This window comes from Massilia sp. IC2-278, from assembly GCF_020708045.1.
Classification (GTDB): Bacteria; Pseudomonadota; Gammaproteobacteria; order Burkholderiales; family Burkholderiaceae_D; genus Telluria.
The window spans coordinates 966,970-985,981 of record NZ_JAJFES010000001.1 but is presented as its reverse complement, the minus strand read 5'-3'; the positions used below and the strand labels follow the sequence as shown (position 1 = coordinate 985,981).

Annotated in this window: 16 protein-coding genes; 10 read left to right on the top strand and 6 right to left on the bottom strand. The window is 67.8% G+C overall.

Annotation, left to right across the window (positions count from 1 at the left end; translation table 11 throughout):
- Window positions 1–366: 366 nt before the first annotated feature.
- Together LK540_RS04260 and LK540_RS04255 are read left to right on the top strand one after the other, a co-directional pair.
- A complete protein-coding gene (locus LK540_RS04260) occupies window positions 367–726 on the top strand; it encodes a hypothetical protein (protein ID WP_229435783.1) in 360 nt (119 codons plus the stop codon).
- A 68-nt stretch (window positions 727–794) separates the two neighbouring features.
- Complete coding sequence (locus LK540_RS04255; protein WP_229435782.1) at window positions 795–1,208, top strand: hypothetical protein; 414 nt, start codon at window positions 795–797, stop codon at window positions 1,206–1,208.
- Between the two features lie 156 nt (window positions 1,209–1,364).
- Here the strand turns inward: LK540_RS04255 and LK540_RS04250 are convergent, their stop codons facing one another.
- Together LK540_RS04250 and LK540_RS04245 are read right to left on the bottom strand one after the other, a co-directional pair.
- Entirely contained in the window at window positions 1,365–2,471 is a 1,107-nt protein-coding gene (locus LK540_RS04250) for a metallophosphoesterase (protein ID WP_229435781.1), read from the bottom strand.
- Window positions 2,472–2,649: 178 nt separating this feature from the next.
- On the bottom strand, window positions 2,650–3,066 hold the full coding sequence (locus LK540_RS04245) for a helix-turn-helix domain-containing protein (protein WP_229435780.1): 417 nt from the start codon (window positions 3,064–3,066) through the stop codon (window positions 2,650–2,652).
- Window positions 3,067–3,142: 76 nt separating this feature from the next.
- Between LK540_RS04245 and LK540_RS04240 the strand changes: the two genes are divergently transcribed.
- Complete coding sequence (locus tag LK540_RS04240; protein ID WP_229435779.1) at window positions 3,143–3,979, top strand: class I SAM-dependent methyltransferase; 837 nt, start codon at window positions 3,143–3,145, stop codon at window positions 3,977–3,979.
- 200 nt (window positions 3,980–4,179) lie between these two features.
- Window positions 4,180–6,342: a TonB-dependent siderophore receptor gene (locus LK540_RS04235; protein ID WP_229435778.1), complete on the top strand. Its 2,163-nt coding sequence runs from the start codon at window positions 4,180–4,182 to the stop codon at window positions 6,340–6,342.
- Between the two features lie 6 nt (window positions 6,343–6,348).
- Here the strand turns inward: LK540_RS04235 and LK540_RS04230 are convergent, their stop codons facing one another.
- The 4 genes from LK540_RS04230 to LK540_RS04215 all read right to left on the bottom strand — a co-directional run bounded on the left by LK540_RS04230 (window position 6,349) and on the right by LK540_RS04215 (window position 10,844).
- Window positions 6,349–7,191 carry a DUF817 domain-containing protein gene (locus tag LK540_RS04230; protein WP_229435777.1) on the bottom strand — a complete coding sequence of 281 codons (843 nt, stop codon included), beginning with the start codon at window positions 7,189–7,191 and terminating at the stop codon, window positions 6,349–6,351.
- Window positions 7,192–7,597: 406 nt separating this feature from the next.
- Window positions 7,598–8,563: an alpha/beta fold hydrolase gene (locus LK540_RS04225; protein WP_229435776.1), complete on the bottom strand. Its 966-nt coding sequence runs from the start codon at window positions 8,561–8,563 to the stop codon at window positions 7,598–7,600.
- The gene (locus tag LK540_RS04220) at window positions 8,560–9,369 is read right to left on the bottom strand and encodes an SDR family oxidoreductase (RefSeq protein ID WP_229435775.1); all 810 of its coding nucleotides are present in this window, start codon (window positions 9,367–9,369) and stop codon (window positions 8,560–8,562) included. The genes LK540_RS04225 and LK540_RS04220 overlap by 4 nt, the downstream gene beginning before the upstream one ends.
- Window positions 9,366–10,844: an NAD(P)/FAD-dependent oxidoreductase gene (locus LK540_RS04215; RefSeq protein WP_229435774.1), complete on the bottom strand. Its 1,479-nt coding sequence runs from the start codon at window positions 10,842–10,844 to the stop codon at window positions 9,366–9,368. Before LK540_RS04215 ends, LK540_RS04220 begins: the two co-directional genes overlap by 4 nt.
- A gap of 114 nt (window positions 10,845–10,958) precedes the next feature.
- Between LK540_RS04215 and LK540_RS04210 the strand changes: the two genes are divergently transcribed.
- The 6 genes from LK540_RS04210 to LK540_RS04185 all read left to right on the top strand — a co-directional run bounded on the left by LK540_RS04210 (window position 10,959) and on the right by LK540_RS04185 (window position 19,012).
- Window positions 10,959–11,588 carry a TetR/AcrR family transcriptional regulator gene (locus LK540_RS04210; protein WP_229435773.1) on the top strand — a complete coding sequence of 210 codons (630 nt, stop codon included), beginning with the start codon at window positions 10,959–10,961 and terminating at the stop codon, window positions 11,586–11,588.
- A gap of 259 nt (window positions 11,589–11,847) precedes the next feature.
- The gene (locus LK540_RS04205) at window positions 11,848–14,169 is read left to right on the top strand and encodes an ATP-binding protein (protein WP_229435772.1); all 2,322 of its coding nucleotides are present in this window, start codon (window positions 11,848–11,850) and stop codon (window positions 14,167–14,169) included.
- Window positions 14,170–14,308: 139 nt separating this feature from the next.
- Complete coding sequence (locus tag LK540_RS04200) at window positions 14,309–14,827, top strand: spore coat U domain-containing protein (protein ID WP_229435771.1); 519 nt, start codon at window positions 14,309–14,311, stop codon at window positions 14,825–14,827.
- 3 nt (window positions 14,828–14,830) lie between these two features.
- Entirely contained in the window at window positions 14,831–15,586 is a 756-nt protein-coding gene (locus LK540_RS04195; protein ID WP_229435770.1) for a molecular chaperone, read from the top strand.
- Between the two features lie 7 nt (window positions 15,587–15,593).
- The gene (locus LK540_RS04190) at window positions 15,594–18,002 is read left to right on the top strand and encodes a fimbria/pilus outer membrane usher protein (RefSeq protein ID WP_229435769.1); all 2,409 of its coding nucleotides are present in this window, start codon (window positions 15,594–15,596) and stop codon (window positions 18,000–18,002) included.
- Window positions 18,002–19,012 carry a spore coat U domain-containing protein gene (locus LK540_RS04185; RefSeq protein WP_229435768.1) on the top strand — a complete coding sequence of 337 codons (1,011 nt, stop codon included), beginning with the start codon at window positions 18,002–18,004 and terminating at the stop codon, window positions 19,010–19,012. The genes LK540_RS04190 and LK540_RS04185 overlap by 1 nt, the downstream gene beginning before the upstream one ends.

The window sequence follows — 19,012 nt, the reverse complement described above, 5'->3', positions numbered from 1 at the left end:
TGATTTTGGTTGTTTGTGGACGCTACAATAAATCCGTAGCCGACCAGAACCGGACGCTAGTGCAGCCGCCAGCAATAACATGCTCAACTCAGCGATTACATGACGAATAATGAAAAATTTTTTAATCACAGCTTCGGGGACAGCGGTCGGCACACTTCTCTATACTGGCTTTTTGAGCAGTGCACATGAACCTGACTGGGGGCGTGCCGTATTCGTGGGTGCCTTCTGCGGTGTCTGCTCTGCCGTGTGGCCCAGGAAAAGGCAGGAGCGATAGGCTGCGCAGTTCAATGTTTTTTGGCACTTCCGCTTAGGGTCGGTAGCGAGCTCTACAATAGGACTGCAATCGACCAAAAGCAGACGCTTACGATGAATGAAAAACCTGTGAAAAGACGACAAAACGCTGTGTTAGCACTGCTGGCAATTTGGGGAGCCAGCTATATTTACATGTTGCTTGCCACGGCGGAGGAAAACTTTTTTGTTCCGTCATTTGCAGTTATCCTGTCGTGGCTATCTTTGTTGGCTTCACCAAATAAAGCTGCAGTTCCCTTTCTTGCTGAGTTGCGAATTGGCAGGGCGTTTTACTCCGTGTTGTTAATCGGCGTGCCGGCGTTTCTGATCGGTGATTCAGCACCAGATTGGCCAGTTGTCCCACCGATGTTTGGCTTGTTTCTTCTTACCTCAGCTTTAGTGAATCGAATGGACGCACGGCGGCTCCAAACATCATGAGTCAGGAGCAGCTGGACGTCCGCTCAGGTTGATAATCGGCCACGAGCGGCTATTCCACGAACGATTTGATGACCGTTACTTACGTCCATCTCAAGCCTGGGCAAGATCCACCTGTGCTGACAACCACGGAGTCGAAGTGCGTCGTCGTCATCGAGGACCAAGTTTCCGATGCCTGGCGTAATATTTTGAGCACCTGGATAGTGGATTGTGGCTGTCTGTACATGATGGCATGGGGTAAGGACTGCAGCGCATGGGACGACTCCGTCGACTGTGCCGGTCTGGAAAAGTTCGATTTCGAAGACGCGCCACCAGAATCGCTTGTGATGACGACGTGGCACGAGAACGAGTCGCTCGAGGAAGTATTTCGATACTCGAAAACGCATGCGGAACATCCTACCGTTGCACTGATACAAACCGTTATTTTGCACATTGCGGCAGCAAGCCGCGAGGATGAATTGCTGAGAATGTACGAAGCAGCTTGAACGCCCGCTTCAGGTCGCTAGCAGACGTTCGAAGGACTCAGTATGCGGTGTCGCTTCCAGGACAAACAGGGCGTTTTTGCAGGCTCTCCTGAATCACCCGGCCAACTCCGCCGGTGTCACCTAGCACAACCCCGCACAGGCCTGGTGCCTTGCAACTTACTTCGACCGCAGCGTTAGCTTCACAATCTCCCCCGGCTGCCACAAGCGCATGCGCGGTCCCCAACCGCCGGCGCCGCGGCTGACCACGAGGTCCATGCCCCCCACCTTGTACTCGCCGATATAGCGCGAGAACTGGCGCTGCACCAGGTAATTGAAGGGCCAGATCTGCCCGCCGTGCGTATGCCCCGACAGCATCAAATCCACACCACGCGCCGCCGCACCCTCGACGATGCGCGTCGCCGGAATATGGCACAGCAGGATGGTTGCCACGCCGCTATCCGCCGGCACGACGGTATCCAGTCCGCCCAGGAACTCGCCGCCGCCGCGCATGGTGCGGCCGATGTCGTCGATTCCCGCCAGCACCAGGCCCGGCGCCAGCTCCACTTTTTCGTTGCGCAGCCAGCGCACGCCGCCTGCCGTAAACTCGGTGATCGTGGTGTCGACGTCGCCGTAGAACTCATGGTTGCCGGTCACCGCCCACACCCCGCGCGGCGCCTTCAGGCGGCGCAGCACGGCGGCCAGTTCCGGCTCGCCCAGCGGATTGTCCTCGACCTGGTCGCCCACCATCACCACGGCAGCCGGTTGCAGGGCGTTGATCTGCTCGACCCGCTGCGCCATCCATGCCGAGCGGCGCTGGGCGCCCAGGTGCAGGTCGGACACCGCCACCAGCACCATGCCGTCGAGCTCCTTCGGCAGGTTCTTCAAGGCCACCTCGTATTCGCTGATGGCTGGTGCGCGCACCGCCTGGAAAATCGCGAAGCCGCTCACCAGCACGCCGGCCACGGCGGCCATGCCGAGCAGGCGCGGCGCCCGGTCGCGCCACCACAGGCCGAAGCCGGTCAGCAGGTCGGCTACCAGCAGGCACAGGGTCATCAAGAACAGCACCCCGAGCCAGGTCATGGCGAACTGCCCCGGCCACCAGCGCCAGTCGATCGCTTCGTCGCCCAGGCGCACGCCCCACAGGTAGACGATCCAGACCAGGACGGCGGCGATCCACCAGGCGCGCGCCGGAACGCGGCGGTGGACCGGACCGACGCGGTGGATGCGGTGGGCGACGTAGAAGTGGAAGAGGGAACCGATGACGTTCAGGATGATCGAAAACATGGTCTGGCTGCGCCGCCGGGCGGCAGTATCGAATGGGGCCGGCGGGCCTGGAGGCGGCGCCGGAAGAGCGGCGATCTTAACCCATCCGCTGCCCCCTTGCCGGACTCGGCCGTGCACGGGTGCAGCTCAGGCATGCAGCTCAGGTGTGCAGCTCAAGCACCCAGCTCAGGCGTGCCGCTCAGGTCTGCCCAGGCACACGCCGCCTTTTCGATACGGGCCGGGCAGCGCCGGCCAGGATGCGCCGGAAGCGCGGGCATTCGAGGTGGCTGGGAGCGGGGCAGGCGGCGGCATGGCGCAGGCCGTCGCGCAACACCGTCAGCTTGCGGATGGTGTGGTCGAGCTCGTTGGCCCTGGCGCTCAGCAGGGTGCGGTCGATGGCCAGCCTGCCGTCCGCCGTGAACATGGCGCCGATCTCGGCCAGCGAGAAGCCGGCGGCGCGGCCGAGGGCAACCAGGGCCAAGCGTTCGAGCACGCCGGCGCCGAACACGCGCCGCAGCCCGCGCCGGCCGGTCGAGGCGATCAAGCCTTTTTCCTCGTAGTAGCGCAGCGTCGAGGCCGGCAAGCCGCTGCGTGCCGCCACTTCCGCGATGTCCATCGATTCGTCCTTGACTTCAAGTCCACTTGAGCTGGCACGATAGCATCGGACGATCATTCCAGACAAGGAGACAAGCATGGGAACCGAAGCGAGCGGGCAGGGCGCATTGTGGACAGGCAGCGCCGGCAATGCCTGGGTGGACGAGCAGGCGGTACTCGACCAGATGTTCCGGCCGATCGAGACGCTGCTGGTGGAGGCGGCGGCAACGGCGCCGGTGGAACGGGCGCTGGACGTCGGCTGCGGCACCGGCGGCACGACGCTGGCGCTGGCGCGGCGCCTGGGGCCGGGCGCCAGGTGCACCGGGATCGACATCTCGGAGCCGATGATCGCCAGCGCCCGGCGCCAGGCGCGGCAGGAGGGCTTGCCGGTGGACTTCGTCTGCGCCGACGCCCAGCATCACCGCTTCGAGCCGGCCAGCGTCGACCTGGTGCTGTCGCGCTTCGGCGTGATGTTCTTCGACGACCCCGTCGCCGCCTTTGCCAACCTGCGCCGGGCCACGCGCCCGGGTGGCCGCTTGTATTTCGTCGCCTGGCGCACGGCCGAGGAAAACCCCTTCATGACGGCGGCCGAACACGCGGCGCGCCCCTTGCTCCCTAGCCTGCCGCAGCGCCACGCCGACGAAGCCGGCCAGTTCGGCTTTGCACGCGAGGACAGGATTCGTACCATCCTGGCGCGGGGCGGCTGGGAGCGGGCGACAGTCGAACGCCTCGATGTGCCATGCCGCTTTCCCGAGAGCGAACTCGACGGCTACCTCAGCCGCATGGGCCCGGTCGGGCGGGCGCTCGCGGGCCTGGATGCCGGCATGCGGCAGCGCGTGCTCGGCGCGGTGCGGCCCGCGTTCAACGCTTTTATCAGCGGCGACACGGTGTCGTTCCGGGCGGCCTGCTGGATGGTCAGCGCGCAAGCCGGTTGACGGGGGCCAGCCCGGCGGGACGAGCGGGGTCGTGCACGACGCGCCATCGCAGTTATTTAATTGCCAGGGAGATAGCTCTTCCTTATAATGAGAATGAGTTATCGTTAAAGCCCAGTTCCCGCTGTGCTTGTCCCGCCTCGCCGGCCTTCGACCACGCTGGCCGGCAGCCGTATTGCTGAACACACCACATGACCGCAAGAATGCCCGTACCCCGTCGTATCACGCTTGCCGTGCTGCTCGCCACCTTGTCCTGCGCTGCAAACAGTAATGCACACGGCGAGGCGCAGACCGCCGGCGCATCTGCCGACGCAGCCAATGCAGCCAATGCGGGCACGCCCGCCGCACCGGCCCAGTCCACGGTACGCGTGACCGGACAGCGCCAGCACTACCGCAGCCTGTCGGCCACCGGCGCCACCAAGACCGACGCCCTGTTGATCGACCTGCCGCAAAGCGTGCGCGTGCTGACTTCCGACCTGCTGGCCGATGCCGGCGTGCAGACGCTCGCGGGCGCGCTCGACCTCACCAGCGGCGTCACGCGCCAGAGCAACCTGGGCGGCCTCTGGGACAGCTATGCCATGCGCGGCTTCACCGGCGACCCGAACTTCGGCTCCGACTACATGGTCAACGGCTTCAGTTCCAGCCGCGGCTACAACGGCCTGCGCGACAACGCGAATACCGACAGCATCGAGGTGCTGAAGGGCCCGGCCTCGGCGCTCTACGGACGCGGCGAACCGGGCGGCACCGTGAACATCGTGACCAAGAAGCCGCGCTTCACCCCCGGCTACTCGGCCGACCTGTCCGCCGGCAGCTTCCACACCTGGCGCAGCGCGGTCGACCTGACCGGGCCGCTGAGCGAGAATCTCGCCTACCGCCTGAACGCGGCCTTTGAAAAGGGCGACAGCTTCCGCGACGTCATCACGGTCGAACGCACGCTGGTGGCGCCCTCGTTCATCTGGCTGATCGGCGACGCGACCACGCTATCCTACGAAATCGAGGCCGCGCAGCAGAAAACGCCGTTCGACCGCGGCGTGCCGGCGGTGAAGGGCGTGCTGGGCGTGGTGCCGAACACGCGCTTCCTCGGTGAGCCGGGCGACGGCAAGGTCACCGTCAAGTCCTTCGGCCAGCAGCTGTTCCTGCGCCACGAGTTCAACCCCGACTGGTCGCTGCAGAGCGGCCTGTCCTACCGCGACAGTTCGCTGCGCGGCTTCTCCAGCGAAGTCAACGACATCCTGGCCGACGGCCGCACCGCGCGCCGGCAGCACCGCTACCGCGACTGGTCCTCGACCGACGCCTCCGGTCGTATCGAGATTGTCGGCAAGCTGCGCGCGGCGGGGCTGGTCCACAACGTCCTGGCCGGCGCCGACTTCTACCGCTTCAGGGACGCGCGCATCCTGCTGCGGCGTAATCCCTCGGCCGCCAATGGCTACCTCATCGACATCTTCGACCCCGTCTACGGCGGCGTGGCCGACCCGCTCGCCCTGTCGACCTCGACGCGGGAAAGGCAGCAGGCGCGCGGCCTCTACGTGCAGGACCAGATCGACTTGTCGGCGCGCTGGAAGGCGCTGCTCGGCCTGCGCCACGACAGCTACGAGCAGACCGTGGCCAACCTGCGCACGGCGCTGTCGAACACGCAAACGCTGTCCGAGACCAGCCCGCGCATCGGCCTCGTGTACCAGCCGCTGCCGAATGTCGCGCTGTACGCGAACGCGGCGCGGGGCTTTCGGCCGAACAGCGGCATCAGCCTGGAAAACACGGCCTTTCCGGCCGAAAGCAGCCGTTCCTACGAGATCGGGGCAAAGCTCGACAGCGCCGGCGGCAAGGCAAGCGCGACGCTGGCGCTCTACAAGATCGACAAGACCAATGTTTTGACCACGAATCCGGTGAATACCGACTACGCGATCTCGGCCGGTGAAGTCGGCAGCAAGGGCGTGGAGCTGGACGTCTCCGGCGAGATCAAGCGGAACCTGCGCCTGTCGGCCGCCTATGCATACACTGACGCCACCGTCACCCGCGGCGACAACACCATCGTCACCGGCAGCCGCTTTCCGAACGTGCCGCGCCAGAGCGCAAGCCTGATCGTCACCCGGCGCTTCGCGCTCGGCGGCGGCCTGGCGACGCTGGGCGGCGGACTGAATTATGTGGGCGAGCGCTTCGGCAACGTGGCAGCATCGAGCCGCTTCACCTTGCCCTCGTACACCACGGCGCGGGTGATGACCTCGTATGCGCCGAGCGCCAGGCTGCGCATCTCCCTGAACATCGACAACCTGTTCAACCGGACCTATTACGCCAGTTCCTACAGCGAGGCCTGGGTGAATCCGGGTGCGGAACGCACCGCGACGCTCCACCTGTACTACCGGTTCTGAAGGCGCTCAGTCTTCGGGAATATGGATGCGCGCCTTTACGTGCTTCAGACTGGCGACGATGGTGAAGGTCATGATCACCAGCAGCGACCACGAACTCCATTTGCTGAGGTGGACCAGCGACCAGGCCCCGAGCTGGTTCGGATAGCGCCACACGCCCCAGAAGGTGCCAATGTTCTCGGCCAGCCAGATGAAGAAGCCGATCAGCACGAAGCCCAGCAGCAGCGGCATCTGGCGCTCGCGGTCGAGCGGGCGGTAGATCACGACCGTGCGCGAATACAGGCCGAGCGCACAGGCCGCCAGGTACCAGCGGTAGTCGCCGATGTAGTGGTGGGTGAAGAAGTTCGCGTAGATCAGGATCGCGATCGTGGCCGCCATCCAGTAGGGTGGGTGGTGGCGCACGCGCAGATCCAGCATGCGCCAGGCCTGGATGATGTAGCTGCCGATTGCTGCGTACATGAAGCCGGAGAACAGCGGCACGCCCAGTACCTTGGTGTAGGCAAAGTCGGGGTAGCTCCAGGACTGGATACTGCTCGACACCTTGAAGGCTTCCAGCGCGAAGCCGACCGCATGGAACAGGCAGACCGCCTTCAGTTCGTCCCAGGTTTCGAGTTTCGACCAGACCATGCCGAACTGGATGGCCAGGGCCACCACCAGCAGCAGGTCGTAGCGCGGGATGCCGGCGATGCCGGTGCGCGGCATGAGCAGCACGGCGGCCATGAAGGTGAACACGAACAGGCAGGCACGCGCCTGCTTGATGCCGAAGTACCAGAATTCGAGTGCGCCGCGGCGCAGGCCGGCCAGCTGGCGCGGGCGGTCGTCGAGCAGGAGGTTGTCGAGCGCGGTAAGCATGGTGGCCGGGTTGGGGGTCGGTTGCGAAAAACCCGGCTCGACGGCCGGGCGCCAACGCCAGTGTAGAGCCAAGCCGAGGTGGGAGGCAATGGAAAAACGCCGGGGTGTCAGCGTTGCGGTTGGTGGGCTCGAGCCGCACGCGGACCGACCCACCCTACAGCAGGTCGGTAGGGTGGACTCCTGAGTCCACGCGGTCGTGCCTTCGTACATCGCGACAGTTGCGAACATCGTTGCAATATGCGTTCCGGGACGACAGTGCCCGTTTCGATATGCTTACGTAGTACCGCGTGGACTCAGGAGTCCACCCTACGGATCTGTGAGCGCTTTTGGATTTCGGCGATGTATTCAGATGCCCGTAGGGTGGGTCGGTCCGCGTGCGGCTCGAACCCACCATTCGCTGACTAACTCACCCCGCCCGCTGTTGCGGCGCTGCCGCACGCGCGGCGCGTTCGACGAAATCGGCCACCACCTGCGGCTGGGTCACCGGCAGCATGTGCCCGCCATCGACCAGTTCCAGACGCGCGCCCGGCACCTTGTCGACCAGTGCCTGGCCGTTTTCGCGCCAGTCGAGGATGGCGTCCTGACGCGCGTACAGCACGCTGAGCGGCAGCGCCAGTTCGGCGTAGCGGCCTTGCACCAGCGGCATGCGCAACGGGATCGCCTGCAGGTCGCTGGAGGCGGCCAGGAACTGCGAAGGGCGCAGGCTGTGCAGCCCACCGCCCTTGACCGCGAAGTCGGCCGGCGCCTTTTCGGGTGCAAACACGGCCGCCAGCACCTTCTTGCTGCCGACGATCGCGCCCGGCGTGGCCAGGGTCCAGGCGAACAGCTTGCGCACCCAGCGCGTCTCGATGGTCAGGGCCTTGAACACCTGCGGCGCGGTTTCTGGCGCATGGGTCAGCGGCGCCACCAGGGCCAGGGCGCCGACCGAGGCAGGATGCTCGACGGCCAGCGCCAGGGCAATCGCCCCGCCCAGCGAGTGGCCGACCACGGTCGGGCGTCCCAGCGCGAGCTTGTCGATCAGCAGGGCCAATGCCGCGGCCTGGGTCGAGACGTCGGCCGAGGTCAGCTCATCGCGCAGCGAATGGCCGGAACCGGGGCGGTCGACCACGACCACCCGGAACGAGCGCGCCAGCTGCTCGGCCAGGCCATAGTCGAAATGGCTCATCTGGCCGCCCAGGCCATGCACCAGCAGCACGGCCGGGGCGTTTTCTGGCCCGCTCTCGAGCACGTGCAGGCGCCCGCCGGGCACGTCGACGAAACGTCCCTTGGCAGGCAGGTACTGGACGATGCGCGCCGCGGTGCGCCGCGTGAACCAGGCCAGGCCGAGCAGCGGCAGCGCCGCCAGGCCCAGGAAGAAGAGGAGGGTTTTCATCGGGAAGTCGCTTTCTTCAGGTAGCGCCAGTAATTCACCGGCGCCAGGCGTTCGAGGATGGAGACGGCCTTGGCATCGCTGCCGACCAGGATACGTGCGTCGCGCCGTTCGATGCCGCGCGCGATGATTTCGCCCGCTTCCTCGGGCGCCAGGCGCAGCAGGCGTTCGGCGATCTTGCGGCCGCGCTCGATTTCCTCAGGCGGGGCGCCGGCCGGGATGCGGGCGTTGCGCGCGATCGAGGTGGCCACGCCGCCCGGATGGACCACGCTCACGCTGACCGTGCTGCCTTCGAGCTCGTGACGCAGGGCCATGGAAAAGCCGCGCACCGCGAACTTGCTGGCCGAGTATGCCGACTGGCCCGGCGGCGAGACGATGCCGTAGATGCTCGACACGTTGACCACGCGCGCATCGTCGCTGCGGCGGAGCATGGGCAGGAAGGCGCGCGTCATGCGCACCACGCCGTTGAAATTGATGTCCATCAGCCACTCGAAGTCGGCCTCGGATACCTGCTCGAAGCTGCCGCCCAGGGCCACGCCGGCGTTGTTCATCAGGATGTCGATGCGTCCGTGCGCGGCCTGCACCTCGGCCGGCAGCGACTGCACCGCCTCGCGGTCGGCCACGTCGAGCAGGTGGGTGGTAACACGCACGCCCATGTGGGCGAGCAGGCGGGCCGATTCGCGCAGGCCTTCGGCGCTGATGTCGGCCAGCGCCAGGTGGCAGCTGCGGCGCGCCAGGGCGAGGGCGGTGGCGCGGCCGATGCCGCTGCCGGCGCCGGTGATCAGGGCGACACGGTTCGAGACCTTCAAGGCATGGTTCCTTCTCTTCCAAAGCGGATGACGCCGTCGGCGATGCGGCCGTAGCGGATCGTCATCATGTCCTGCAAATAGTTTTGATAGACCTGCCACGGCCGGCGCGAGCCCTGCTGCGGCAGCAGGGCGGCGGCGCGCTGCACGTAGCCTGAGGTAAAGCTGAGGAAGGGCGCGGGCGTCACGCCCGCTTCGCGCCGCACCACGGCGACCTGCTGGCCGCGCCGGTCCATGTGTTTCAGCAGGCGACAGACCCACTCGGCGGTAAGGTCGGCCTTCAGCGTCCACGAGGCGTTGGTATAGCCGAAGCTCATTACGCAGTTCGGCAGATCGGACAGCATCATGCCCTTGTACGACATCGCCTCGTTCGGCGCGAACGGCCGGCCGTCGACCGTGATCGCCGCGCCGCCGAGGATGGACAGGCTCAGGCCGGTGGCCATGACGACCACGTCGGCCTCGAGTTCCCGGCCGGACTCCAGCAGCAGGCCGCGTTCGGTGAAGCGGGCGATGTGATCGGTGACCACCGAGGCCTGGCCCTTGCGGATGGCGCGGAACATGTCGCCGTCGGGCACCACGCAGACGCGCTGGTCCCACACCTTGTAGCTCGGCGTGAAATGGGTGGCGACGTCGAAGCCCGGCCCCAGCTGGTGGCGCGCCATCTCGACGATGCGCTGTTTCGCCAGGTCAGGTTTCGCGCGCGCCAGGCGGTAGAGCAGCATCGATTCCAGGATCACGCGCCAGCGCGTGCCCCAGTAGGCGGCCCTGGCCGGCAGCAGTTTTTGCAGGCGCCGCGCGAAGCGGTATTCCGAGGGGCGCGCCACCACGTAGGTCGGGGAGCGCTGCAGCATGGTCACGTGGGCGGCCTGTTGCGCCATGGCAGGCACCAGGGTAACGGCGGTGGCGCCGCTGCCGATCACCACCACGCGCTTGCCGCTGTAATCGAGGTCGCGCGGCCAGAACTGCGGCTGCACGATGCGCCCGCGGTAGCCGTCCTCGCCCTCGAACTCGGGGCGGTAGGCCCGGTCGTAGCTGTAGTAGCCGCTGCACATGTAGAGGAAGCGGGCGCGCACGGTGCGGGTGGCGCCATCGGGGCCATCGGCATGGACGGTCCAGCAGGCCGCCGCGCTCGACCATTCGGCGCGCACCACCTTGTGGCCGTAGCGGATGTGGGCGTCGATGCCGTGCTCGCGCGCGGTCTCGCGGATGTAGCGCAGGATCGACGGGCCGTCTGCAATCGCCCTGGCGTCGAGCCAGGGCTTGAAGGCATAGCCCAGCGTGTACATGTCGGAGTCGGAGCGGATGCCGGGATAGCGGAACAGGTCCCAGGTGCCGCCGCTGGCGTCGCGCGCTTCCAGGATCGCGTAGCGCTTGCCGGGGCAGCGCGCCTGCAGGATGGCTGCCGCGCCGATGCCCGAGAGGCCGGCGCCGACGATCAGCACGTCCAGCAGGCCGTCCTCTTCAGGAGGGTTCAGCATGGTGTCTCGATATTGATCTAGTATTAAGAACGTAATTGACACTGTACATTGTCAACTTTGCCTTTGCAAGCTGAAACTTTCCGTAGCGCACCCGGCCTGTGTCAAAATAGATGGATGACGCCAGAAATCCAACCAGCGCGCGCCTACCGCGGCGTATCCATCGAAGAACGCCGCGCCCAGCGGCGCAGCAAGCTGATCGCCGCCGCGATCGCCGTGTACGGCAAGCGCGGCTACCGCCAGGCCACCGTCAAGGCCGTGTGCGAGGAAGCCGGGCTCACCGAACGCTATTTCTACGAATCCTTCGAGAACAGCGAAGACCTCTTGATCACGTCCTACCGGACCGTCACCTACAAAGTGTTCGGCGAGATCGCCGCCGCCGGCCAGTCGGCGGGGCGCGCGCGCGGCGAGCGGGCGCGGGCCATGCTGCGCGCCTACTTCGGTGCGCTGCAGCGCGACCCGCAGTCGGCGCGCGTGTTCCTGGTCGAGATCCGCGGCGTGAGCCGGGCCGTCGACCAGGCTTTTGACGCCTCGCTGCAGGCGATCGGCGACGAGATCGCGCGCCACTCCGCGCCCGGCGCCGCGGACGATGAACTGTTGCGCGCCGGCGTCATCGGCGGCGTGATGCACATCGCCCTGCGCTGGATCGACCAGGGCTATCAGCCGCCGCTCGACAGCGTGGTCGAGACCGCGCTGCGCCTGGGCATGGTGCTGGCCGGGCCGGCGCCGCGCCGCAAGGCCGGCTGAAACGAACCCGCGGGCACCCTCTTGCCCAGCTTTTTGGTTACGCATTTTTAGTTCTCAACAAGCAACGCGACCCTCCCTATACTGCGCAAGACCGCCCCTGCGGCCGTGTTCGCGGCGGCGGTGAGACCTCCGTGGCAGCCAGGACTGCACGTCATGCAGGACGCATGAATGCGCACGCCTGGCAAGTCAATCGCTCGGCAATATGCCCTGTGATAGGCTCGGCCACGTCGGCATCAGCGGATCGAACCAGAGGGCTGCCTTGCAACGCACATTCACCAGTTTCATTCCCCGTGGCCTCGGCGCCCAGCTGGCGCTGGCCTTCTCATTGCTGTCGGTCGTGTTGACGATCGCCCTGATCCTCGTGGTGGAGCGGCGCGCCATCGACCAGATCAAGGACCGCATCGGACACAGCCTGGCCGACCTCGCCGCCCAGACCTCGGACAAGCTCGAACGCGGCATGTTCGAACGCTACCGCGAGATCGCGCTGGTCACTTCGCGCCCGGTCCTGACGACCGAGGAATACACCCTCGACCAGCGCCGCCAGGCGCTCGAGCGGGTGCAGCGCAGCTATAATTATTACGAGTGGATCGGCCTCACCGACACGGACGGCAAGGTGCTGGTCTCGGGCAACCGCCTGCTCGAAGGCGCCGACGTCTCAAAGCGGCCCTGGTTCATCGAGGGCATGCGCGGCGGCCACGTCGGCGACGTGCATGAGGCGCTGCTGCTCGACAAGCTGCTGCCGCCGCAGGCGGACAAGGCGCCGCGCCGCTTCGTCGACGTCGCCTTCCCGTATGCCGACGAAAACGGCAAGGTACGCGGCGTGCTCGGCGCCCACCTGTCGTGGAACTGGGCGCGCGACGTCGAACGCTCGGTGGTCGGTTCGGCCGACCGCGAGAGCGATACGCAAACGCTGATCCTGAGCAGCACCGGGCGCGTGCTGCTCGGTCCGCGCGAACTGATGGACACCACGCTGGCCCTGGACAGCTTCCGCAACGCCAGCCCCACCCAGCGCGGCGACTTCACGGTCGAGCGCTGGCCCGACGGCAAGGATTACGTGGTCGGCTTCCAGAAGGGCAGCGGCTACGCCAGCTACCCCGGCCTGGGCTGGGTGGTGCTGGTGCGCCAGCAGGTCGACACCGCCTGGCAGCCGCTGTTCGACATGCGCCGCCACGCGCTGGTCAGCGGCCTGCTGCTGGCCCTGCTGTTCTCGCTGGCCGGCGTAGCCCTGGCGCGTCGCATCACCCGCCCGCTCAAGCAGCTGGCGGCAAGCGCCGGCGAACTGCGCGATGGCGGGTCCGTGCAGATCGCCAGCGGTGGACCCTATGCGGAAGTATCGGCACTGAGCCGCTCGCTGAATTTGCTGGTGCAGGACCTGGGCGAGCGCCGGCGCCAGCTGCAGCAGCTGAACGGCACCCTGGAGCAGCTGGTCGAGTCGCGCACCGTGGAGCTGCGGCGCGCACTGGAAACCGTGCAGGGCAGCGAAGCGCGCATCCGCGCCATCGTCGACACCGCCCAGGACGCCTTTATCGGCGTCGACCTGAAGGGCTGCATCAGCGAGTGGAATCCGCAGGCCGAGCAGATGCTGGGCTGGCGCCGCGCCGAGGCGCTGGGGCGGCGCCTGGACGACCTGAACCTGGCCGACCCGCTGCGCACCAGCGACAGCGACGCCTTGCCCCAGCTGCTGGCCTCGAACCGCCAGGGCGCCCTCGACCGCCGCGTGGAACGCGTGGTGACCGACCGCCACGGCGCCGAGATCCCGGTCGAGATGAGCACCAGCCTGACGGGCGAGGGCGAGACCACCATGCTCAGCATCTTCCTGCGCGACATCACCGAGCGCAAGCGCATCGACCGCGCCAAGAACGAGTTCGTGGGCACCGTGTCGCACGAGCTGCGCACGCCGCTGACCTCGATCCGCGCCTCGCTGTCGCTGCTGGCCGACGGCGCCATGGGCGAACTCACGCCCGACGTGCAGGAACTGATCGACATCTGCTACAACAACTGCATCCGCCTGAACCGCCTGGTCGACGACATGCTCGACATCCAGAAGATCGAGGCCGGCATGATGTCCTTCGTGCCGGTGACCCAGCCGGTGCTGCCGCTGGCGCGCGAGGCGATCCGCACCATGCAGGGCATGGCCACCGCGAACGACGTTTCGCTGGTGCTCGACACCGGGGCCGACGCCAACGAGGCCGTGGCCGCCATCGACTACGACCGCATGACCCAGGTGATGACGAACCTGCTGTCGAATGCGATCAAGGTGGCGCCGCGCGGCAGCGCCGTGATCCTGCATGTGATCGCCCAGGCGCACGGCGCGCGCCTGTCGGTGGCCGACCGCGGCCCCGGCATCCGCCCCGAGCTGCGCGAACGCGTGTTCCAGCCCTTCGTGCAGATCGGGCAGAAGGACGGCGGCAAGCCGCGCACCGGCGGCACCGGCCTGGGCCTGGCCATCTGCAAGCGCATCGTCGAGGAGCACGGCGGCACGATCTCGATCGCCGATGCGCCGGGCGGCGGCACCGTGTTCCACGTGACGCTGCCGCGCGAAGTGGCGCCCAGCGTGATGAAAACCACCGCCACGGTCTGAAAGGATAGACAAACCGAAGGATGATGCTTTCGCGCAACTTGTATCGAAATTTCTGAAAGTTTCGACTTTACCGATTTCGGTAATTGCCGTATAGTTGATGTACGGCAATTCATCAATTTCGTTTTTTACAGGGGATACCATGTTCGCAGCCAAGCTCCGCGCCGCCGCCTTCGGCGCCATCGTCATCGCAGCCTTCCCGGCGCTCGCCGGCGCCGCCGTCTACGGCAAGGCCGGCCAGCCTGCGAGCTTCGACGTGACCTTGCGCATCAATGCCGACTGCGCCATCTCGGCAAATGGCCTGGACTTCGGCCAGCGCCAGGGCGTGCTGTCGAGCACCGTGTCGGCCACCGCGAACATCAGCGTCACCTGCAGCAACACCACCCCGTACAACATCGGCCTGGACGCCGGCAACGGCCCGGGTTCGAGCGGCACCACGCGCTACATGCGCGGCACCGGCGCCAACACCGAGACCGTGCGTTTCAATTTGTTCCAGGCGCCGGGCGGCACCCCGTGGGGCGCGACCCAGGGCACCGACACCCTGGCCGGCACCGGCAACGGCGCCGCCCAGAACCTGACCGTCTACGGCGAAATCCCGGCCCAGAACACGCCGACCCCGGACAACTACAAAAGCACCATCACCGCCACCGTCTACTTCTGACCGATGATCCTGTCCTCGTCACTGCGTTCCTGGCGCGCCGCCTTTGCCCTCTGCGCCGGCCTGGTCCTGGCCTGCGCCGCGCAGGCAGCCAGCCTGCAGATCTCGCCGGTGTCGATCAGCCTGCGCGCCGGCCAGGCCGCCGGCGGCATCAGCCTGCAGAACCTGGGCGAGCGTCCGGTCTACGGCCAGGTGCGGGTATTCGCCTGGGACCAGCGCAACGGCGAAGACGTGCTGACTCCGACCGATGAACTGGTGGCCAGCCCGCCGATCATCGAGGTCGGCGCCAAATCGAGCCAGACCATCCGCCTGGTGCGCAAGGGCGGCGCCGCCCCCGGGCCGGAACGCACCTACCGCCTGCTGATCGACGAGATCCCGCGCGACGACGAGCAGGCCAGCGGCGTGGCGATCCGCCTGCAGTACTCGGTGCCGGTGTTCGTGGCGCCGAACGACGAGGCGGCCGCTCCCAGCCTGGCCTGGACCGTGCTGCGCAAGGACGGCGGCTGGATCCTGCGCGCGAAGAACAGCGGCGGCCTGCACGCCCAGGTCGGCGCGGCCAGCCTGGTCGACGCCGGCGGCAACGAAATCGAGTTGAGCAAGGGCTTGCTGGGCTATGCCCTGGCCGGGCGCGAGCGCGAATGGCGCCTGCCGCTGGAGCCGGCTGCCCGCGTGGCCGGTCCGCTGACCGTGCGCGCCAACGTGAATGCGCGCGCCGCGAGCGCAGCCGCCAGCGTGGCGGCGGAGAGCGCCGGCGCCAAGTGAACGGCCGATGAAGGAAGGCGGTACCCGCGCACGCGCACGCTTCTGCGCGCTCCTCGCGCTGGCCTGGGCTGCTGCCCTGGCTGGGCCCTTGCCGGCCCGGGCCGGGCAGGGCGCTGCCGGCGCTGCCGTTACCACAGCGCCAGCCCTTCCCACCACCCCCGCAACGCCCGCCGCGCCGGTCGAACTCTGGCTTGAAGTGTCCCTGAACGGCGCCGACACCGGCGCCGTCGCCCGTTTCACGCGCGGCCCGCGAGGCTTGCGCGTCGACGCCGACACCCTGCGCGAGCTCGGGCTCGACCCGGCCGCTCTCGGCTTCGGCGAGGAACGCGAGCGCGAGCTCGACGCCATTCCCGGCCTGTCCTACAGCTTCGACGCCGCCGCCCAGCGCATCGCGCTGCGCCTGGCCGATGCGCTCCGCACTCCCTTGCGCCTGCAGGCGCGCAACCCGCGCGAAATCGGCGCCGGCAGCGCCAGCCCGGGCATGCTGCTCAACTACGACGTCTATGCCCAGCCCCGCGCCGGATCCAGTGCCGAGTCCCGGGCTTCGGCCCTGCACGAACTGCGCTGGTTCGACGCGCGCGGCGCCATCAGCAGCACCGGCGTCGTCACCCTGCACGGCCCGGGGCGCCGCTACCTGCGCCACGACACTTCCTGGAGCTGGGCCGACCCGGTGGCCCTGACCTCGCTCCAGGTGGGCGACCTGATCACGCGTTCGCTCACCTGGTCGCGCTCGCTGCGCCTCGGCGGCATCGAGTGGCGCAAGAACTTCGACCTGCGGCCCGACCTGGTCACCTACCCGATGGCCCAGATCGCCGGCTCGGCCGTGGTGCCGAGCAGCGTCGCCCTGTACGTGAACGGCATGCAGCAGTTCAGTTCCACCGTGCCCGACGGTCCTTTCGTGCTGGACCAGGTGGCCGGCCTGAACGGCGCCGGCCAGGCCACCGTCGTCACCCGCGACAGCCTGGGGCGCGAAGTCGCCACCTCGGTACCGCTGTACGTCGACACGCGCCTGCTGGCGCCCGGCCTGTCCGACTACGCCGTCGCCTTCGGCCTGCCGCGCCGCGACTACGGCCTGCGCTCGTTCGGCTACGCGGCGCGCCCGGCGCTGACCGGCTCGCTGCGCCATGGCGTGAACGACGCCCTGACCGTCGAGGCGCACGCGGAAGCGGCGGCCGGGGTGGCGAACGCCGGCGCCGGCGCACTGATCCGCCTGGGACACGCCGGCGTGCTGCACGGCGCGCTGGCCGCCAGCGGCGGCGGCGACGGCCGCGGGCTGCAGGCCACGCTCGGCTACCAGTACCTGTCGCCGCGCTTCTCGCTCGACCTGCAAAGCACGCGCGCCAGCAGCGCCTACGCCGACCTCGGCACCGGCGAGGGCGTGCCGGTGAACCGCGTCAACGACCGCATCACCGCCAACTTTTCGCCTTCGGCCGGCCAGTCGCTCAGCGCCAGCCTGGTCGCCTACCGCCTGCCCGGGCGCGACACCGCGCGCATCGCGTCCCTGGCCTGGTCGATGCGCCTGGGCGAAGGCGTCTACCTCGGCGTGAACGCCTACCAGGACCTGGGCCAGGCCTCGGCGCGCGGCGTCACCGCTTCGCTCAGCTTCAGCCTGCCCGGCCGGATCGGCGCCAGCGTCGGCGCCGGCCGCCGCGCGGGCGAGCCGAGCTGGAACGTCGGCCTGAACCGCTCGGCCGACTTCGCCGGCGGCTTCGGCTGGAACCTGCAGAGCGCCACCCAGGCCGGCCAGCGTTATGGCCAGGGCCAAGTGCAGTACCTCGGCAGCGGCGGCCAGCTCGGCCTGCTGGTGCAGGACGGCGGCGCCGGCGTCACCGCCGCGCTGAACGCCACCGGCGCCCTGGTGGCGATGGACGGCGCGGTGCTGCCGGCGCGCCAGGTGGGCCGCGCCTTCGCCATGGTCTCGGCCGGCGTGGCCGACGTTCCGGTGCTGCAGGAAAACCGCGTCATCGGCCGCACCGACCGCCACGGCCGCCTGCTGGTGCCGGACCTGGTGCCGTACGCGGCCAACCAGCTGGCGATCGACGCCAGCAGCCTGCCGCTCGACATGCGCGTGCGCGCCACCAACGTCGAGATCGCGCCACGCCTGCTGTCGGGCGTGGTGGCCGGCTTCGCGCTCGAGCGCGTGCGCGCGGCCAGCGTCACCGTGCACGATGCCAACGGCCAGCCGCTCGCCATCGGCACCCCGGTCGAGGTAAACGGCGGCGCCGGCACGGTCGTCGGCCACGACGGCATGGTCTTCGTCGAGCAGGCCGGGGACGACAACCGCCTCGTGCTGCGCGCACGCGAAGGCGCGTGCGAGGTAAGATTCCGCTATCCTGCCGCCGGCGACGGCGCGGCCGGCGGAGGAATGGCAATTATCGGGCCGCTGCGCTGCAAGCCCATCGAGGGAGGGAAGTGATGTTCAAACGTCTGACGCAGGTCCTGGGCCTGGCGGCGCTGCTCTGGCTGGCGGGCGCCGGCGCCGCGCGCGCCGACAGCTGCAGCGCCAGCATGACCGATATCGTGTTCGCCAACGTCAGCCCGATCGCGGCCAGCGACAGCTATGCCAGCGGCACCCTGACGGTCAGCTGCACCTGGGGCCTCCTGACCGGCATTCCTCCCCAGCTGCTGTTCCCGAACGCCTCGATCTGCATCTATCTCGGCGCCGGCAGCGGCGGCACCCAGGGCCAGTGGCGCACCATGAGCGGCGGCACCGGGCGCCTGCCGTTCAACCTCTACCGCGACAGCAGCTATGCCGCCGCCGCGGTGTGGGGCAGCCCGGCCACCCCGAACAGCCCGACCTCGCTCAACTTCAACCTGAGCGCGGGCCTGCTCTCGCTCGGCACCCAGACCGCGAGCTTTACCATCTACGGCAAGATCCCGGGCAATGCCCTGAGCGGCGTCGGCACCGTCGGCAACGCCGACACCGAGTTTTCCAGCGATTTCTCGGGCGAGGCGATCGTCAACTATTCGTTCTGGAGCCTGCTGTCCTCGCCCTGCACGGCCGGGGTCAGCACCACGGTGCCATTCCGGGTGCGCGCCACCGTCGTCAACAACTGCGTGATCAGCGCCTCGAACCTGGCTTTCGGCGCCAGTACCGTGCTCACTTCGGCGGTGCGCGCGAATGCGGCACTGTCGGTGCAGTGCACGGCGAACAACGCCTACCGCATCAGCATGAACGGCGGCATGAACGGCAGCGTGGCCGCGCGCCGCATGCGCAACGCGGCCACCGGCGAAACCGTGCAATACCTGATCGCGGGCACGCCGGATGGCCCAAGCTGGGGCGACGGCAGCCAGGGCACGGTGATGGTCACCGGCACCGGCACCGGCGCGGTGCAGAGCGTGCCGCTGTTCGGCAGTGTGCCGAAGCAGACCACGCCGTCGCCGGGCGACTACCGCGACACGGTGACGGCGACCATCTACTTCTGA

Excerpts from the sequence above, each read along its gene's own strand:
- LK540_RS04260 (WP_229435783.1), top strand. The coding sequence starts at position 367 with ATGAATGAAAAACCTGTGAAAAGACGACAAAACGCTGTGTTAGCACTG.
- LK540_RS04255 (WP_229435782.1), top strand. The coding sequence starts at position 795 with ATGACCGTTACTTACGTCCATCTCAAGCCTGGGCAAGATCCACCTGTG.
- LK540_RS04250 (WP_229435781.1), bottom strand. The coding sequence starts at position 2,471 with ATGTTTTCGATCATCCTGAACGTCATCGGTTCCCTCTTCCACTTCTAC.
- LK540_RS04245 (WP_229435780.1), bottom strand. The coding sequence starts at position 3,066 with ATGGACATCGCGGAAGTGGCGGCACGCAGCGGCTTGCCGGCCTCGACG.
- LK540_RS04240 (WP_229435779.1), top strand. The coding sequence starts at position 3,143 with ATGGGAACCGAAGCGAGCGGGCAGGGCGCATTGTGGACAGGCAGCGCC.
- LK540_RS04235 (WP_229435778.1), top strand. The coding sequence starts at position 4,180 with ATGCCCGTACCCCGTCGTATCACGCTTGCCGTGCTGCTCGCCACCTTG.
- LK540_RS04230 (WP_229435777.1), bottom strand. The coding sequence starts at position 7,191 with ATGCTTACCGCGCTCGACAACCTCCTGCTCGACGACCGCCCGCGCCAG.
- LK540_RS04225 (WP_229435776.1), bottom strand. The coding sequence starts at position 8,563 with ATGAAAACCCTCCTCTTCTTCCTGGGCCTGGCGGCGCTGCCGCTGCTC.
- LK540_RS04215 (WP_229435774.1), bottom strand. The coding sequence starts at position 10,844 with ATGCTGAACCCTCCTGAAGAGGACGGCCTGCTGGACGTGCTGATCGTC.
- LK540_RS04210 (WP_229435773.1), top strand. The coding sequence starts at position 10,959 with ATGACGCCAGAAATCCAACCAGCGCGCGCCTACCGCGGCGTATCCATC.
- LK540_RS04200 (WP_229435771.1), top strand. The coding sequence starts at position 14,309 with ATGTTCGCAGCCAAGCTCCGCGCCGCCGCCTTCGGCGCCATCGTCATC.
- LK540_RS04195 (WP_229435770.1), top strand. The coding sequence starts at position 14,831 with ATGATCCTGTCCTCGTCACTGCGTTCCTGGCGCGCCGCCTTTGCCCTC.
- LK540_RS04190 (WP_229435769.1), top strand. The coding sequence starts at position 15,594 with ATGAAGGAAGGCGGTACCCGCGCACGCGCACGCTTCTGCGCGCTCCTC.
- LK540_RS04185 (WP_229435768.1), top strand. The coding sequence starts at position 18,002 with ATGTTCAAACGTCTGACGCAGGTCCTGGGCCTGGCGGCGCTGCTCTGG.